Below are 16,560 nucleotides of genomic sequence, written 5' to 3' on the forward strand. Positions count from 1 at the left end.
AAAGCAATGGCTGGGCTGATTTTGGCCAATACAGCTCGGGAGCTGGATGTCGAGGTTACGATGTTTTTTGCGTTCTGGGGATTATCATTGGTTCGTGATCCCGATAAAATGACGCTAGAGGACAAGACCCTTTACGAGAAACTGATGGATTTGATGACTCCCAAAGGGCCTGAATCCATGCCGCTGTCCCATATGAATTTTAGCGGTCTGGGCAAGCTGATGCTGACGGAAATGCTGGAAGACAATGAGGCACCGAAGCTGATTCATTTCCTGAAAGGAGCCCGGAAGAAAAACGTCAAATTTTATGCCTGCAAGCTATCGGTGGATATTATGGGCTTTAAACCGGAAGAATTTATACCTGAACTGGAAATTATCGAGGCCAAAACGTATCTGAAGGATGCGCTCGAATCGGATATGCAGCTTTTTATCTAATATATACTCATGCCTTATCCTACTGTTGGATAAGGCTTTTTATTTTGACTAAATGATGACATTCGCCCATTTTTTTTAACCTATTCTGGCCTATCTACGTACCCTAAGAAGACAGAACGACTTGGGAGGCGCCGTATGCTCATGGCTCGAATCGGAAGTAATAACTGTAGGTATCAGCCTTCTAACGAGGCTCATTTCCAAAGGTATCGCGAAAATACAATCGGTTATCACCAGACCTTTGAAACTCCATATGGGCTTAAACAGCTGATTTATGCGGATTGGGCTGCCAGCGGTCGTCTGTATGGACCCATCGAGTCGAAAATAGCTTATGAATTAGGTCCATTCGTGGCGAACACGCATACGGAGTCTAATTTGACAGGCACTTTGATGACCCAAGCCTATGAAAAGGCGAAACAAATCATTAAGAACCACGTTCATGCCAACGAACATGATATCATCCTATTCGCCGGGTCGGGGATGACAGGTGCGGTGAACAAGCTTCAACGACTATTAGGATTGAAAATACATGAAAAATTAACCCCCCTCTACCCCATCGCCGAAAAAGAACGCCCCGTTATTTTCGTTACTCACATGGAGCATCATTCGAATCATATTTCCTGGGCAGAAACCATGGGAGAGGTGGTGTGTATCCCTCCGGGTGTTGATGGAATGGTCGATCCAGCTCATCTTGAACAACTGCTGCTTCAATTTAGGCATCGCCTGATCAAGATTGGTGCTTTTACAGCCTGCTCCAATGTTACAGGGTTTGAAGTGCCGATTCACCAGCTATCCCGCAAAATGCATGAACATGGCGGCGTATGCTTTGTTGATTTTTCAGCAAGCGCACCTTATACGGAAATCGACATGCATCCTACAGATCCCCTTGAGAAACTGGACGGGATTGTATTTTCTCCTCACAAGTTTCTTGGCGGCCCCGGCACAAGCGGCGTTCTCATCATGGATTCGCGGCTGTGCCTCAATTATGCTCCCGATCAGCCCGGAGGCGGCACCGTTAGTTGGACTAATCCCTGGGGTGGATACGAGTATAAAAATAGTATTGAAGCCCGTGAGGATGGAGGGACACCCCCTTTTTTACAGGCTGTTCGAACCACACTCTGTATTCAGTTGAAGGAACAAATGGGATACAACCGCATATCGGAGCGTAAAGAGGAGCTGACCTCATTATTGCTAAAAGGCTTGAGCACCATACCCGGTTTGCACATTTTGGGGGGAAGCAGCCAAGATCGGCTGGGAATCGTTTCTTTCGTTGTCGGCCATATTCACTATAACCTGATTGTAAAACTGCTAAATGACCGATTTGGCATTCAGGTCCGAGGTGGCTGTTCTTGTGCTGGCCCCTATGGACATTATTTGCTCGGCATCGACCAGCAAGCATCTAAACAAATGACAGACCTGATCCATGCGGGAGACTTATCACGGAAGCCAGGCTGGGTGCGTCTATCGCTCCATCCCATGATGACGAATCAGGAGGTCTCCTATATGGTCTCCGCCATACGGGCTATCGTGGAAAACATTAGGGTCTGGCAAAAAGATTATACCTATCAACCGCAATCAAACGAATGGCAATCTATGAATGAACATAACAAAATAGACATCGGCAAATGGTTCAATTTTAGTGATTAAAAGACTTCTGTCCGTTCCCCTCTCTCAAAATCCTCATAGGATACACTGTAAGATTACTATATGAGGAAAGAAGTGACGACAATGGGTCTTAATTTTCGTAACAGTACTAATGCCGCTATCTATATTGCTTACGCTTATCCAAACTTCAGCTGCAGTCCTGTTAACTATGCCAAGATTGGCTGGTATCGTGTAGATCCTGGGCAGACAATAGAGGTTTGGAGTGGATATGCCGGAGGCAATACGTTCTATTACTATGCCGAAAGTAGCTTTGGACGCACATGGTCAGGTTCTTACTTTACCCAGCTTCCTAGCCAAGCCTTCCATTGGTGTTGGAACGTAGGATGTACAACCTGTAGAAATTTAGGTATGCGGCGGATTCCTGTAAGTTCAATCTACGCAAGTTACACCATCAACCTGATTACCAGCTCTAGCCAAAGCGCACCTCAAGCTGGGAATATCCGCTTAGCCTTGCCTTCCAAACAAAGCACAAAAGACTCCTTAATCGTAAGAATACCTAGAAAGGCTAAAAAACTAAAACAAGGAAAACCTTTATCATCCAAGCGTGTTGCCGTACCCACAAAGCTGAGAAAGAAATGATGTAGAATTCCAAAAAGGCAATATGGCAGGAGATCTAAAGCAGAACTATTTTTTATATTAAAAGGAGCGACCTTATCGCTTATGGTCTGCTCCTTTCTCTTTTCTCTATGCTGAGTTCAATCCGCTTATTTGCTCTCTGATTCCCACTTGGTTATCTCCTCACGAACCCGTGGCGCTACCTCGGTTCCCAATAGCTCAATAGCTCTCATGACATCATCATGCGGCATCGTGCCGACAGGTACGTGCAACAGAAAACGTGTAATGCCTACTTGCTTACGGAGGTGAATAATTTTATTAGCAACCGTATCGGGATCGCCTACGTACAATGCCCCTTCAAAACTGCGCGCAGCATCGAAGCTGGAACGAGTGTAAGGTCCCCACCCGCGTTCACGCCCAAGCACATTCATGCTCTGCTGTGTGGAGGGGAAAAACTTTTCCGCTGCAAGCTCTGTCGTTTCCGCGATAAAACCATGGGAGTGGGATGCAACCGGAAGCAGCGATGCATCATGACCTGCGTGCTTAGCTGCCTTTTTGTACAATTCCACCAAGGGTGCAAACTGCATCGGGCTGCCTCCAATAATAGCAAGCACCAACGGCAATCCAAGCAAGCCCGCACGAACCACAGATTCCTGATTACCTCCACTTCCGATCCATACTGGCAAAGGATTTTGCACCGGACGCGGATATACGCCTAAATTGTTAATTGCGGGCCGATGTCCGCCTTTCCAGGTGACTTTCTCAGATTCCCGTATTTTCAATAAAAGTTCCAGCTTTTCATCAAACAACTCATCGTAGTTATCGAGGTCATATCCAAACAACGGGAACGATTCGATAAAAGAACCTCGACCTGCCATAATCTCAGCTCGTCCATTCGAAATACCGTCCAGTGTAGCAAAGTCCTGAAACACACGCACCGGGTCATCCGATGAAAGCACCGTCACCGCACTGGTTAGGCGAATTCGCTGGGTCTGTGCCGCCGCCGCAGCCAGTATAACCGCCGGAGCAGATGCAGCATAATCTTTACGATGATGCTCCCCCACACCGTACACATCCAGCCCTACCTGATCAGCGAGCACAATTTCCTCGACCACTTCACGTATCCGTTGTGCGTGACTGATGACCTCACCGGTTTGGGGATCCGGCGTTGTTTCTACAAATGTACTTATACCTATTTCCACTTATCCTACCCCCTATTGTATGTTTCGTTTCGTTTCGTTCACATTCGGTCGTTGTTGAAGCAAATCATTTTAAAAACCGATATCTTTATATTGAACCTTTTTTGCATCTTTTTCAAGCTCTCCTTTTCTAAGTCTGAAAATTAGGCGAGAGAAGTGCCAAGATTCGACGCAGGAAAAGGATTCTCTATGTCGAATATGGTATGGAATAAAGAAGATAGCTATCCCCACACCACGAAAACAACAAGGAGGCACATACATTATGGCTTTTGTTATTAATAATTTAAAGGATAACAGCAATGTTGCCATCACTGACCAATTAGGTGGATTCACGGTACTGGAATACATAACAGATTTGAGCTGCACCTCGGTTGCGGAGGCGAAAGACAATTACTATATGAGCAAAAGTAACATGCGCCGCAAGCAGCTCATGATTGAAATCAACAACAGTGAGATTATGATGAGAGCGGGAGCGATGCAATATACTGTGGGCAACATGGAAATGACTACGGGTATAAAAGGTGTCGGAGGCCTAATGCGAAACTTGGTGTCCGGTGCTGTGACAGGGACAGGTGCCATTAAGCCGCACTATAGAGGCACAGGTACCATCATGCTGGAGCCTACCTACCAATATATTTGGCTTATTGATGTCGATCATGATGACATTGCCATCGAAGACGGATTGTTTTTAGCTTGCGACACCACGCTGGACATATCCGTCGTTGCACGCAGTAATCTTTCTTCTGCTGCACTGGGCGGAGAAGGGTTATTTAATTTAAGCGCCCGTGGAAAAGGAGTGCTGGCACTTCAAGCGCCGATCCCTTCTGATGAAGCAGTCGTTATCGAATTGCAAAATGATGTGCTCAAGGTGGATGGCAACTTTGCCCTTATGTGGTCCAACACCCTACAGTTCACCGTCGAAAAATCGGGAAAAACCAAACTGGGCTCGGCTGCTTCCGGCGAGGGGCTGGTTAATGTATACAGGGGGACAGGAACCGTATGGCTAGCACCATTGTGACCCCTCTGTGGGTCTGAGCGTTGGAAATCCAATAACGCCAAATGCTAATAAAAAAGGAGAAGCCGAGGGCCTCTCCTTTTTTATCTTCATGAAGCTGAACAGTTGGAACTGAACAGTTTCTCTGCTGTACACTTTAATTCTTTTTAACAAACTCCGATTTTAGCTTCATTGCTCCAAAACCATCAATTTTGCAATCAATATCGTGGTCGCCTTCTACCAGACGGATGTTTTTCACTTTGGTGCCAATTTTCAAAACGGAAGAGCTTCCCTTCACTTTAAGGTCTTTAATGACGGTTACAGCGTCGCCATCCTTCAGAATGTTACCATTCGCATCTTTGACGACTTTTACATCTTCGCTGCTATCAGCGTCTGACTCGGCAGACCACTCATGAGCGCATTCCGGACAAATGAACAGACTGCGGTCCTCATAAGTATATTCTGAATTACACTCAGGACAATTTGGTAAATTAGACATCGTATTATGTACCCCATTCATTTTCAAATTCTACTGCTGTGCTCATCTTCTTTAAATAGATCAAGCTTGCCTCCAAGCCTACCTTGGAGTTTTAGTTCCCTACAAGTATATTGGATAATCAACAATGATGCCACTCATGAATATAACTAAAAGGATGCTAACCTTTCTAGGCAGCATCCGTTTTTAAGACTCGTTTATTATGCTTGGATTTGCTTGATCAGTTCACTAATTCCTTGCTTAAGCGGCGTCAGCGGACGCTTCAACAGCTTCTCGAAGTCGTTGCTTACGACATTCAAGGCTCCTTCGCGAATCGCTTGTTGAATGCCGACCACAATAGGGATGGCACCTTCCGGGACTCCCGCACCGAGCATAACCTCGGCATACGCTGCATCGTCCACCTGCTGTACAGGAACGTCTTTACCCAGAACCTCAGCAAGTATCGCTGCCAACTCTTCTTGAGTTATCGGCTTACCAGAAAGCTCGTAGATTGTATTCTCATGCCCTTCGCCAGACAACACGGCCGCAGCGGCTTGCGCATAATCGGCGCGGGCAGCCCAACCCACTTTACCGGACCCTGCCGAAGTTAGCCATGGAGCTCCCGCAAGTACAGATTGGATCGTGCCTGCTTCATTCTCAAGATACCAGTTATTACGCAAGAAGGAGTAAGGAATACCCGACTCGCGAATGAATTCCTCCGTAATACGATGTACAGGTGCAAGGAATAGAGTGCTGTCAGCGGCATTGGCCGCACTGGTATACGCGATAAAGCCTACTCCCGCACGCACAGCAGCATCAACAGCTGCTTTATGCTGACGGATTCTAGTATCATTATCCCCGTCTGCAGATATAATCAACAGCCGATCTACACCGGCAAATGCTTGATCGAGCGTTTCCGGTTTATCAAAATCGCCATGACGAACGTCAACGCCACGATTACGTAACCCTTCTGCCTTTTCCGGATTTCTTACGCTAACAATAAGATCTTTTGCCGGGATAGATGCAAGCAACGAATCTACCACAATGGAACCCAGCTGCCCTGTTGCTCCTGTTAATGCAATTTTCACACGAAACCCTCCATTCAGATTTTATTTACTTTTATATAGTAACTAAAAATATTATACATGTCTAATTTAGAGTCTAAAGGTATGCTTTTCGGGTAAGGGTTGGTAACCTTGGTAACCCAAACCTTCCTAAAGAGAGGAATATGTATATGAAGAATGCTATGGTCATTGTAAATCCCTCTTCCGGCAAAGAGGAATCACTCCAACATGTCAGAAATGTAGAAGACATTCTATATAAGCAAGGATACACCGTAACAGTCAAAAAGACGGCACAAGAACTTGATGCCACCCGTTTTTGCATCACTGCATGTCAGGAGGCTTATGATCTTGTCGTTTCCCTTGGTGGAGATGGTACGCTTCACGAAACCATTAACGGTTTCATGGATCAAGATCATCGTCCAAAACTGGGGGTCATCCCTCTTGGGACTGTTAATGATTTTGCCCGTGCCCTGCAAATTCCACTAAGTCCCGAACTGGCAAGCCATGCACTCACTTCTACTCGCGTGAAAGCCGTGGATATGGGACTCTTAAACGGACGAATGTTTGCCAATGTTGTTGCCACTGGCTCGCTTGCCGAATCGCTATCCGCTGTGTCGTCAGACGATAAATCCATGTTTGGCACATTGGCCTACTTTAAAGAAGGCATGAAAGAACTGATCAACCATCCTGCCCACCCGCTTATCGTCCGCTACGATGACAAGACCTGGGAAGGCGAATCCCCACTCTTTCTTGCTGCCTTAACCAACTCAGTTGGCGGGTTCGAGAGACTGGCGCCCGGGGCTGCTGTTGACGATGGCCTACTTCACTGCTTTATTTTCAAAAGCCTCAATATATTGAACACGATGACAGCCGGCATATCCTTATTTTTAGGCAGCCTGAAGGATCATAAAGATGTCGTTTACTTTACCGCAAAGCATGTAAGTGTCCATTCCGCAGCATCGGTCAGTACGAATGTAGATGGTGAGGAAGGACCATCTTTGCCTATCAAGCTTGGTATTTTACCGCGTCATATCGAGGTGATTGTGCCTGAGGAGTCTAAGTAATACGTTGGTTACCCTCAGGCCTTGAGGCTTACAGTCGCTCCATTTTCCTCATAGATAGGTACGTTGTACATATATTTTTGCCGACTTGGGATTAAAGTTGTCATGCTCTTCAGCTTAAGCTGGGTAAATCGTTGATTTGCATTCTGCTTCTCATCGTTTTCATCTTGGTTAGCTGGGGTAAGTACTACTGTACCGTAAGCAGCCCTTATCCTAGAAAACAATCTTGAGGAGGCGTTAGAAATGTCAGAGCACAATCATGTTGTAAATAAGGAAGGCGAAGTGGCCTTGAACAAGGTAGATGACGCACTAAATCGGATAGATGACAGCAAAAAGGATGACATTTTGGGCAGCTTTGATTCATTCAAAAGTTATTTGAGCGACAAAATTGAAATGGCTCAAAAAATCGGATTGAATGAAGAAGTAATGGCAAAAGCAGCGGAGAAGATCGCGGGATATCTGGCAGCCAAGGAAGAACCGCGAAACAGCGAAGAGAAGCTCCTTCAGGAATTATGGAAGGTAGGGGACAAAGAGCAGCAGCACGCGCTTGCTCATATGCTGGTACGGGTGGCTCAATCCTCATAGGAATAGATAATGTATGAAAAATGATATCTTACTATAAAAGAGCAGTCTGTCCTCATCCAAGGATAGACTGCTCTTGCGTTTACTATCGTTGAAGCCCGTTCCAAATTCTGCGAACCCCTTCGCGTATCTCGCTTTCATGTAGATGTCCATAGCCCATGAGCAGCCGGTTCCCTTCAAGCTGTACCGCAAACACATTTTGGCTACGGAGACAATTCAGTAAATCCTCTCGGAACAGAAACTGAAACTCTGCTACTAAATGTAGACCCGCCGCTCGGCCGCACACTCTGTACTGCCCTGCAAAGTGCTGCTCAAGGCTATTGATCAGCACTTGACGACGCTTGGCATATACTTTCTTCATCTTATGTACATGATTATGAAGGAGTCGCTTCCTGATATACCGACTCAACACAATTTGCTCCAGGCTCGCCGTCTGGTAATCTGCCAGTTGCTTCAAACGGATAAAATCAGCAACTCGTGATGGTGGAAGAACAATATAACCGATCCGCAAGGCAGGAAACAAGATTTTACTAAACGTCCCAACGTATAGTACCCGTTCCGGGTCCAAACTTTGCAAGGAGTGAACAGGTCCGCCATCATATCGGAATTCACTGTCATAATCATCCTCGAGCAGCAGGCACCCTGTCCGGGCTGCATACTGAATCAGCTCGATCCTTCTCTGGATTGGCAGGATGCCTCCCAAAGGGAACTGGTGCGAAGGTGTCAGATATGCCAGTTTGGGGCACCCTTTTTGCGGCAAATTGGCTGTTAGCATTCCCAAATCATCCACAGGCATGCTTCGTAGAGTTGCCCCTGTAGCCGACAAAATGCTTCTCAAATCTTCGTTCGTCGGTTCCTCGACCAGAACCTCGTCGCCCACGGTCAGCAGCAGACGGGTGACCAACTGAATCGCTTGCACTGCTCCGCTCGTGATTACAATATGTTCTGGTCTTGCTTTCACTCCTCTGGTATGAACCAAATAGTTGGCCAGTTCCCTTCGTAGCTCCAGTTCTCCAGCAGGGTCGCCATAACCCAATGCGAGATCAGGAGCCTCTTTGCATACGCTCTGAAGCAAATCGGCCCATGATTTGCGTGGGAACAAATCCAGTGCAGGAAGGCCTGTCCGGAAGGAAATGGTCGACTGCTCATTTGAGCATAGAGCATTCATTGCAGGCTCTGGCATTTCAACAGGCGGTGTGGATACGTAACCCGGAAGAACAGCCCCCTCGGCTACATAGGTGCCTGAACCCGGGCGTGCAATGGCTAAACCTTCAGCCAGCAGCATTTCATAAGCTTCGAGAATAACATTACGGGAGACATTCAATTGTAAGGCCAGTACCCGAGTCGAAGGAAGCTTATATCCTGCCCGCAGTTCTCCGGTTAAAATTTGATCCCTTATGGCCTGATACACCTGACGCAGCATCGGAACTGTCATATTTTTATCGATAGAGATCCACATAGGTGCCTCCTCAAGCGGTACTGTCAAAAACCTGTTCAACTGGATCTACAAGTGCCCAATTTCTATTGCTACAGTATATATCAATATCTGTACAAGAGGTGACATGAAATGAACAAGCCTACCTTTTCGACTTACATGGAATTAGTGGTTGCAACCTTTATCGTTGGCAGTTCTGTGGTAGTAGGTAAACTGGTCGTAATGCAGCTGCCTGTCTTTTTATCGCAATCAGCCAGTCTAGCCGTTGCCCTTCTATTCTTAGTGCCCATAGTGTTCATCAAGAAAACCTCATTTAGGATCAGTAGACGAGATGCACTAATTTTGTTCATTCAGGCCTTGATCGGCATGTTTCTCTTCCGGGTTCTGATGCTATACGGGTTGGCCTACGCCTCTGCTTCCGAAAGTGGAATTCTAACAAGTTTGACCCCTGCTATCGTGGCCCTTCTTTCATATGTACTGTTGAGAGAAAAAATTTCGCTGCGTCCCGGGCTCGGCATTGCCTGTTCGCTGCTCGGTGTTTTGGCACTGCAAGTGCCTCATCTAGCAGCACTCCGGTTTAATACCCCCAATGCAACCTCATTTATTGGCATGTTGCTTGTTCTGTTTGCTGTGTTCGGGGAAGCGGCACTAACGGTATTACGCAAAATGCTATCCAGCGATGTCTCTTCCCTGCTTGGAACCATGTACATAACACTCTTTTCAATGCTTATGTTTATGGCATGTTCTTTCGGGGAAGCCCGACAGTTCGATTTTAAACAAGTTAGTACAGGGGAGATTGGACTTGTCTTGTATTACGGTATCTTTGTCACAGCATTATCCTACGTTTTATGGTTCCGGGGCGTCTCAAGGGTACCGGCTAGTACGGCCGCTGTATACACGGGATGTATTCCCGTTAGTACACTGCTGTTGTCCTATATCATCCTCCGTGAATCTTTCTCATTTGCTCATCTGGCAGGTACAGGCTTTATCTTCCTTGGTATCCTGCTCATGTCACACCATAAACGCCGCTGACTCTCGTAACGCCGTTCTTAAAAAAAGAGGCTCCCTACTGTAACTTCGGGAGCCCCCTGTTCTTAACGCATAGTATTAATGTACCTGACCCAACAATTCATATGCATCTTCCTTTGTAGTGACCGCCAGAAGCGCCTCTCTAAAACGATCATCCATCAGTTTACGGGACAGCATTTGCAGCACCTTGAGATGTGCATTATCCTTGCTATTACGCGGAACAGCAATCATGAAGATCAGTTTCGCTTCACTTCCGTCTAGGCTTTTCCAGTCTACTCCGCTCCGCTTCACTCCAAAGACCACGCTTGGCTTCAGAACAGCTTCCGATTTGCCGTGAGGGATGGCAATATTCATTCCAATGCCTGTCGAACTTTCCTTCTCTCGATCCAATATGGCCTGTTTAAAATCACCGGCGGAACTTACGGCTCCAGTTCTCCCAAGGGTTCCGATCATTTCATTAATCACGGCATCCTGGGTCGCTCCTTCCAGGTCCAGATTAATCAGATCCATCGTTACAATATCTGTCAACTTCTCAATGTGAATCGCTTGCGAAGATACTTCCGGCTCGCTATTTACAGTTGGTGAAACTGATGGGGCGGCGGCAGTTGTAGTCATCGTAGATTGTTCCGTTACTGCCGCAGAATTTTCAGATATCGCCTCTCCGGCAACAACCGGATTGGCCGTTGTAATATCTCTTTTCAACAGGCTCACCAGAAGAACCGAGACAGCTGCGCCGACAATAACGGCGATGAAGAACATCCACACATGGTCCACCGCACCAAGGACGGCTACAATCGGTCCACCATGTGCTACCTTATCTCCTACATTCCCAAGCATCGCAATGACCGAACCGACCATGGACCCTGCCATGATGCTGGGAATAACCCGCAATGGATCTTGCGCTGCGAAAGGAATTGCCCCTTCAGTAATACCGAATAGCCCCATTGTGAATGTCGCCTTCCCAGCTTCACGTTCCGCCGGTGCAAATTTACGTTTGTTGATCATTGCTGCAAGCCCCATGCTAATCGGTGGAATACAAATGGCAACGGCGATCGGCCCCATAATTTCGTAATTTCCTTCACCAATCATAGCCGAGCCGAATAAAAATGCTACTTTATTGACCGGACCCCCCATATCGAAGGAGATCATCGCTCCTAAAATCAGTGCCAATAGAATTGAACTTGTACCTTGCATACCTGCAAGCCAACCTGTTAAAGCTTCAAACAAATGTGCGACTGGAGAACCGATTATAAAAACAAAGATTAATCCTACAATTAATGATGACAACACAGGGATAATGATAATAGGCATGATCGGCTGTAACGCTCGCCCAACCTTCAATTTCCGAATACCCAGTGCAACATAACCCGCCAGGAAACCAGCGATAATTCCGCCAATAAATCCCGCTCCCGCTTCACTTCCATAAAAACTGCCATTCGCAGCAATGAATCCGCCAACCATACCAGGTGCAAGCCCCGGTCTATCCGCAATACTCATCGCAATGAATCCAGCCAGGATGGGTATCATAAAGGTAAACGAAGCCGAACCGATATTCTGAACGGTCTTCCAAAATGAACCGTCCGGTATTACCAAACCGCCTGGTGTCTTCTCACCGCCAATCGTCAACGCAATGGCAATAAGCAAACCCCCGATGACGATGAAAGGCACCATATAGGATACACCGTTCATTAAGTGGCGGTAGATAGGATTTTGCTTCGGTTTGTTCTCCTGCGAGCTAGCATCGGAGGCACGTGACTCTGCCTGGTACACAGGCACATTCCCCTTCATCACCCGCTGGATCAATTCTTCCGGACGACGAATCCCATCCTGTACTCCGACGACCAGCAGTTTCTTGCCGACGAAGCGATCTTTGACCACCGTCTTATCCGCTGCAATAATAATGCCATCCGCTTCACGAATTTCCTGCTCAGTTAGTTGATTCTCCACTCCAATGGAGCCTTGTGTCTCAACCTTCATTTCGATACCCAGCTTAGCTGCTGCCTTTTGCAAATTCTCAGCTGCCATATACGTATGTGCAATTCCGTTAGGACATGAGGTAATCGCTAAGATCTTCATAGTCATTCCCCTTCTCTCTGATGTTTCCGCTTACATTCATAGTATAACCGCCTTTTTGGCTGTTATCGGGCGAACTTTTTACCGGAACTTTCGGAAAAACAGAATAAATAACGGCAAAAAAACAGGACTTATCTATAAGCCCTGTTCCAAAATAATGCTTTAAATTCAGTTTATCCCTTCAGCTTTCCTAATAGTCTCATTGCATCGGTCTCCTTAGATAAGGCATGAACTAGAGCTGGCTGCTCACTGATTAGGGACAATTCCTTAAATAACCGCCGCATTTCTTCCCGCCCATCCTGTTTTACCGCAAGCAAGAACACAAGCTCCACCTTCTCGGTTCCCCAAATAAGTGGTTTCTTTAAGGTAGCGATTACAATGGAGGATTGTCTTATCCACTCAGAGCCGCCATGCGGGATGGCTATGCCTCCTCCAATCGTCGTAGCTGACATTTTCTCTCGCGCCAATACACTGTCCACATAACCTGTCTCCACATATCCCTTGTCCTCCAGTATTTGCGCCAGCTTGGAAATCAATTGTTCTGGACGCTGCACTTCTTGCTGAGGAAAGACTAAAAAGGGTGTTGTGTACTTAAAAAACACAGATTCATCTGCTGCTCTAGATTCCGGCTCATCCAGTCGTCTGATTACTTGCTCCAGTTGGCGCTCATCCTTGGCATCCAATAATGGAGAGACTAGAATGTGGGGAACGCTCATCTCTGGGAGAGCCACGGTTGTAATGATGAGATCCACCTCCTGGGTTGCCAGATAGTCCTTGACTTCTGCCTTCGAAAGGGTCGTCTCCACATGTACAGCCGGAAACTTACGCTCCACCTTTGTGCGCAGCAGCTGGGACATACCGATGCCCATGTGACACACGATGACGGCCCTCTGAGGATGGCTCTCCTTCTGGTGAAGCCGCTCCACAGAAGCTTGAAAATGTAGGGTTAAATACGCCGCTTCCTCCTCAGGGAACGATAACCGGATCGAACCCCCTACTTCTTCCAGGGTAATAATAACCCGGTCGAACATGTAAGGGTACATCTTCTTGATCTCAGCCAGCATAGGATTGGATACTGTCAACCCATACTGAAGCCGATTCAGAGTCGTATATAAATGGACTTGCAGCCCTTTCAGCAACATCTTATCCCTGGAAAAATCAATCATATTCAGCTCTGACATCCGTCGGATTAGCTGCTCAATCAATGCTTGCAAAAGCGGATGGCTGTCGGCCAGATCGCTATATTTCCCCTGTCTATCCTCTTGCTGATATCGGAACTTTCCGCCCAGCAAATGCAGGGTTAGATAGGCTGTTTCTTCCTTGGAAAAAGGTACAGAAAACAGCTTTTGCAGCTGCTGTAAAAACGAAGTAGCCCATGTAAATTCAACTTTCTCCTGTAAAAAGGCAATGTCTTGCTCGGAGAGAGAGATAGGCTGCCCCAGCTTGGTTCGTTTGACCATTAAGAGAATATGAAGCATGAGACCCTCAAAAGTTTCGTCCGTAAAGCTGAGTCCGTGATGTTTTTGAAATGCTTTTAATTCATGACTAATGGTCGCAATCTCGTGCGGCTCAAACTGCTTGCGCATCATCTGTCCCGTTAACTCAGGACTATCAATCAGCTGGTTCATCCGCGCCAAAGCGATCCGCTTGTTTTTCTCTGTGCCTTGAATCGTCAAGCCTACGCGCTGCTTGGTAACCAAGGCAAGATCAAAGCTGTGCAGCCAGTCATCAATCTTTTCCATATCTCTGCGAATCACCGTTTTGTTCACATAATACTGGGAGGCCAAATCTTGTATAGTTACAGGCTTGGCATCCATCAAGAGCCTATAGGCGAGATGCAGCATCCTCTCCTCATCCGATTCATGCTGGGCTGTACGATCGCCTGCATACAATCGGTGGAATAAATCAGCCTGCTCCGCTTCACTAATCTCCAAATAAATGCCGCGCCCCGGTCTTCTCACCAGATTGGCATGGGAGTGCTTGACCAGATATTCTTCAATTACTTTTAGATCATTTCGGATCGTCTTTTCAGAGCAATCCGTTTGATCAGCCAAATCCTGCACTAACCAGAGTCGGTTCGATTCAGTTAACAACTTGCGGAAAATTTCTACTTGCCTTTGGTTCATTCCAATCTCCCATCTTCCAACATAAAGAATGTTCAGGCACATCGGGTTATATTTTATTAGCTTTATATTAGCTTATCGATATACTAATTGTAACCCTACAGCAACATACGAGTATATAATAAGGCAATCCCAATATACTGGATTTTCAGGAGGAAGAACAGTGATCACCTATTTGAGATGCAATGAAGTCAGCATGGAACAGGACGATTTCGCGGCACGTTTTTTCGGTCCAGAGGGCAATTCACGAAAACACTCTTTCCTTGCCATGGATGGAGATCAGCCGATCGGCTTAATTCTCGGCGGTATTCGGCAGTTTGACGGGTACAAGACCATGCGTTGTGGCACGCTGTGCATCGCTCCGACTTACCGTGGTCAGGGTATTAGCGACAAGCTACTGGAATTGCATAAACAAACAGCCATCGCCGAGAACTGCCAGCAGCTATGGCTCGAAGTCATTACAGATAATCATCGGTTTCTCCTGCTCCCTCATCCTCGTACATTGTTAAAGAGCTTGTGTTCGACGATAACGATTGATATATTCTGATTTAAGCAGTGCGCACATGTAAAGATCATCATATTTCCCGCACGTAAATTCATACTGAGACAGGATTCCTTCCTGCCGAAAGCCTGCTTTTTCAAGCAAACGCAAGGATTGTGTATTCTCCGGCTCTACTAGTGCCTGAATGCGGTTCAAGAAGAGGGTATTAAACCCATAATCGATTACTGCTGTAAGTACCTCTGACATTAATCCTTGGCCCCAATAGGCTCTGGACAATTCATAACCCATTTCTGCTCGGTGATGGCGTTGATCCCAGTTATGAAATCCGCAGGAACCGATGATTTTACCTTCCTTCGTTTGAAGAGCCCAGCGGATTCCCTGATCTGCCTCAAAAATCCGATCATACCAACGGATCTCATCCAGTGCCTCCTCTTCAGACTCAAATGGGCTCAGCCCGTAGAACTTCATCACCTGCTCATCTGAAAAGTATTCCAACATGTCCTTGCTGTCCATCGCTACCATTTTTCGTAATACAAGCCGTTCGGTTGTTATAACCGGAAACTCATGTTTCACATTCTCACCACCTGTCCCCTTGTTAACCTTTCCCAGATTCTCTTGCATACCTACACCTCCTAAGTTCAATATTCGATTATCATTGCTTTCTTCTTCCAATTATAAAGCAAATGAAAGAATGCCTCTAAAGGAATATTTATATTTAGTTCCTTGTTTATAAAATTTTTTCCTAAACATGGATGATGAAATGACCGTTATATAAGGAGGATGTTTTTAAATTATGGATTATTAAAATGAGGTGTACGATTTGGAAGACCAGCACTTACCACAGACTTCACAGGCAACAGCAAGAGAGAGGTACATTCGGCATGGGCAGAATTATGGAGAGACAAACAGAATGGCCGAAATATCAAAAACCTACGGTTCGTCTATTTTGTTTAGACGTTGGGGAGCAACCCTTTTTGATTTCGTATTTTTTGTAATCGGGTATATTTGTTTCTTTATCTCCGTCATTCAAATAACAGACAGGTGGCTGTTGCCCTTAGCAATTGCCACCCGTTGCATTCTGATTATAGCTTTCTTCTGCTATTATTTGCTTTTGGAGGGTTTCACAGGCTATACGCTTGGCAAATTTGTCTTTCGTATCAAGGCGGTTAACGGAGAAGGAAAACCTCCTGGTTTTCTTAAATCACTCATTCGCACGCTACTCAGGTTAATAGACACCAATCCGTTGCTAATGGGTTCCCTACCTGCTGGTATCAGCGTGTTAGTGACTGCATCAAGACAACGAATTGGTGATTTAGCTGCAGGTACATATGTCGTAAAGGTACGGGATTTAGAGCCGATTAGCAAAAAGACAAT

General features: G+C 46.3%; 15 protein-coding genes and 1 pseudogene. 9 read left to right on the top strand and 7 right to left on the bottom strand.

Annotation, left to right across the window (positions count from 1 at the left end):
- The 3 genes from AC5V8P_RS12820 to AC5V8P_RS12830 form a co-directional block, all read left to right on the top strand.
- Positions 1–432, top strand: a 432-nt coding sequence (locus tag AC5V8P_RS12820; RefSeq protein WP_495473665.1) for a DsrE/DsrF/DrsH-like family protein, incomplete at its 5' end; no start/stop codon positions are given.
- Between the two features lie 135 nt (positions 433–567).
- Positions 568–2,076, top strand: coding sequence for an aminotransferase class V-fold PLP-dependent enzyme (locus tag AC5V8P_RS12825; RefSeq protein ID WP_064797567.1), 1,509 nt, complete (start codon positions 568–570; stop codon positions 2,074–2,076).
- Between the two features lie 60 nt (positions 2,077–2,136).
- Positions 2,137–2,673: a DUF1036 domain-containing protein gene (locus tag AC5V8P_RS12830; RefSeq protein WP_231116923.1), complete on the top strand. Its 537-nt coding sequence runs from the start codon at positions 2,137–2,139 to the stop codon at positions 2,671–2,673.
- A 125-nt stretch (positions 2,674–2,798) separates the two neighbouring features.
- Here the strand turns inward: AC5V8P_RS12830 and AC5V8P_RS12835 are convergent, their stop codons facing one another.
- Entirely contained in the window at positions 2,799–3,851 is a 1,053-nt protein-coding gene (locus AC5V8P_RS12835; RefSeq protein WP_064797566.1) for an LLM class flavin-dependent oxidoreductase, read from the bottom strand.
- 259 nt (positions 3,852–4,110) lie between these two features.
- Here AC5V8P_RS12835 and AC5V8P_RS12840 point away from each other — a divergent pair, with 259 nt between their 5' ends.
- Positions 4,111–4,866 carry an AIM24 family protein gene (locus AC5V8P_RS12840; protein ID WP_064797565.1) on the top strand — a complete coding sequence of 252 codons (756 nt, stop codon included), beginning with the start codon at positions 4,111–4,113 and terminating at the stop codon, positions 4,864–4,866.
- A 133-nt stretch (positions 4,867–4,999) separates the two neighbouring features.
- Here the strand turns inward: AC5V8P_RS12840 and AC5V8P_RS12845 are convergent, their stop codons facing one another.
- Positions 5,000–5,341, bottom strand: a complete 342-nt coding sequence (locus AC5V8P_RS12845) for a zinc ribbon domain-containing protein YjdM (protein WP_064797564.1) — start codon at positions 5,339–5,341, stop codon at positions 5,000–5,002.
- A 197-nt stretch (positions 5,342–5,538) separates the two neighbouring features.
- On the bottom strand, positions 5,539–6,405 hold the full coding sequence (locus tag AC5V8P_RS12850) for an SDR family oxidoreductase (RefSeq protein ID WP_064797563.1): 867 nt from the start codon (positions 6,403–6,405) through the stop codon (positions 5,539–5,541).
- 146 nt (positions 6,406–6,551) lie between these two features.
- Here AC5V8P_RS12850 and AC5V8P_RS12855 point away from each other — a divergent pair, with 146 nt between their 5' ends.
- A complete protein-coding gene (locus AC5V8P_RS12855; protein WP_064797562.1) occupies positions 6,552–7,445 on the top strand; it encodes a diacylglycerol/lipid kinase family protein in 894 nt (297 codons plus the stop codon).
- A gap of 240 nt (positions 7,446–7,685) precedes the next feature.
- The gene (locus AC5V8P_RS12860) at positions 7,686–8,027 is read left to right on the top strand and encodes a DUF3243 domain-containing protein (RefSeq protein WP_063211821.1); all 342 of its coding nucleotides are present in this window, start codon (positions 7,686–7,688) and stop codon (positions 8,025–8,027) included.
- Positions 8,028–8,109: 82 nt separating this feature from the next.
- Here AC5V8P_RS12860 and pdxR read toward each other — a convergent pair whose 3' ends face one another.
- Positions 8,110–9,483 carry a MocR-like pyridoxine biosynthesis transcription factor PdxR gene (gene pdxR, locus AC5V8P_RS12865; protein WP_064797561.1) on the bottom strand — a complete coding sequence of 458 codons (1,374 nt, stop codon included), beginning with the start codon at positions 9,481–9,483 and terminating at the stop codon, positions 8,110–8,112.
- A 108-nt stretch (positions 9,484–9,591) separates the two neighbouring features.
- Between pdxR and AC5V8P_RS12870 the strand changes: the two genes are divergently transcribed.
- A complete protein-coding gene (locus AC5V8P_RS12870) occupies positions 9,592–10,491 on the top strand; it encodes a DMT family transporter (protein ID WP_064797560.1) in 900 nt (299 codons plus the stop codon).
- A 75-nt stretch (positions 10,492–10,566) separates the two neighbouring features.
- Here the strand turns inward: AC5V8P_RS12870 and AC5V8P_RS12875 are convergent, their stop codons facing one another.
- Positions 10,567–12,564, bottom strand: a complete 1,998-nt coding sequence (locus tag AC5V8P_RS12875) for a PTS fructose transporter subunit IIABC (RefSeq protein WP_064797559.1) — start codon at positions 12,562–12,564, stop codon at positions 10,567–10,569.
- Positions 12,565–12,734: 170 nt separating this feature from the next.
- Positions 12,735–14,687 carry a BglG family transcription antiterminator gene (locus AC5V8P_RS12880; protein WP_064797558.1) on the bottom strand — a complete coding sequence of 651 codons (1,953 nt, stop codon included), beginning with the start codon at positions 14,685–14,687 and terminating at the stop codon, positions 12,735–12,737.
- Positions 14,688–14,847: 160 nt separating this feature from the next.
- Between AC5V8P_RS12880 and AC5V8P_RS12885 the strand changes: the two are divergent.
- Positions 14,848–15,212: pseudogene (locus AC5V8P_RS12885) on the top strand (GNAT family N-acetyltransferase); the annotation flags it as partial.
- Here the strand turns inward: AC5V8P_RS12885 and AC5V8P_RS12890 are convergent.
- Complete coding sequence (locus AC5V8P_RS12890; protein ID WP_064797814.1) at positions 15,190–15,759, bottom strand: GNAT family N-acetyltransferase; 570 nt, start codon at positions 15,757–15,759, stop codon at positions 15,190–15,192. The pseudogene AC5V8P_RS12885 and the gene AC5V8P_RS12890 overlap by 23 nt on opposite strands.
- Positions 15,760–16,006: 247 nt before the next feature.
- On the opposite strand from AC5V8P_RS12890, the gene AC5V8P_RS12895 reads away from it, so the two are divergent.
- Positions 16,007–16,560 (top strand): RDD family protein (locus tag AC5V8P_RS12895; protein ID WP_495473666.1); only part of this gene is annotated, 554 nt, incomplete at its 3' end.

The sequence above is a fragment of the Paenibacillus sp. N119s genome (assembly GCF_059447605.1).

What these genes read in the sequence shown, in the direction of transcription:
- AC5V8P_RS12825 (WP_064797567.1), top strand. Translation starts at nt 568, where the DNA reads ATGCTCATGGCTCGAATCGGAAGTAATAACTGTAGGTATCAGCCTTCT.
- AC5V8P_RS12830 (WP_231116923.1), top strand. Translation starts at nt 2,137, where the DNA reads ATGAGGAAAGAAGTGACGACAATGGGTCTTAATTTTCGTAACAGTACT.
- AC5V8P_RS12840 (WP_064797565.1), top strand. Translation starts at nt 4,111, where the DNA reads ATGGCTTTTGTTATTAATAATTTAAAGGATAACAGCAATGTTGCCATC.
- AC5V8P_RS12845 (WP_064797564.1), bottom strand. Translation starts at nt 5,341, where the DNA reads ATGTCTAATTTACCAAATTGTCCTGAGTGTAATTCAGAATATACTTAT.
- AC5V8P_RS12855 (WP_064797562.1), top strand. Translation starts at nt 6,552, where the DNA reads ATGAAGAATGCTATGGTCATTGTAAATCCCTCTTCCGGCAAAGAGGAA.
- AC5V8P_RS12860 (WP_063211821.1), top strand. Translation starts at nt 7,686, where the DNA reads ATGTCAGAGCACAATCATGTTGTAAATAAGGAAGGCGAAGTGGCCTTG.
- pdxR (WP_064797561.1), bottom strand. Translation starts at nt 9,483, where the DNA reads ATGTGGATCTCTATCGATAAAAATATGACAGTTCCGATGCTGCGTCAG.
- AC5V8P_RS12870 (WP_064797560.1), top strand. Translation starts at nt 9,592, where the DNA reads ATGAACAAGCCTACCTTTTCGACTTACATGGAATTAGTGGTTGCAACC.
- AC5V8P_RS12875 (WP_064797559.1), bottom strand. Translation starts at nt 12,564, where the DNA reads ATGAAGATCTTAGCGATTACCTCATGTCCTAACGGAATTGCACATACG.
- AC5V8P_RS12880 (WP_064797558.1), bottom strand. Translation starts at nt 14,687, where the DNA reads ATGAACCAAAGGCAAGTAGAAATTTTCCGCAAGTTGTTAACTGAATCG.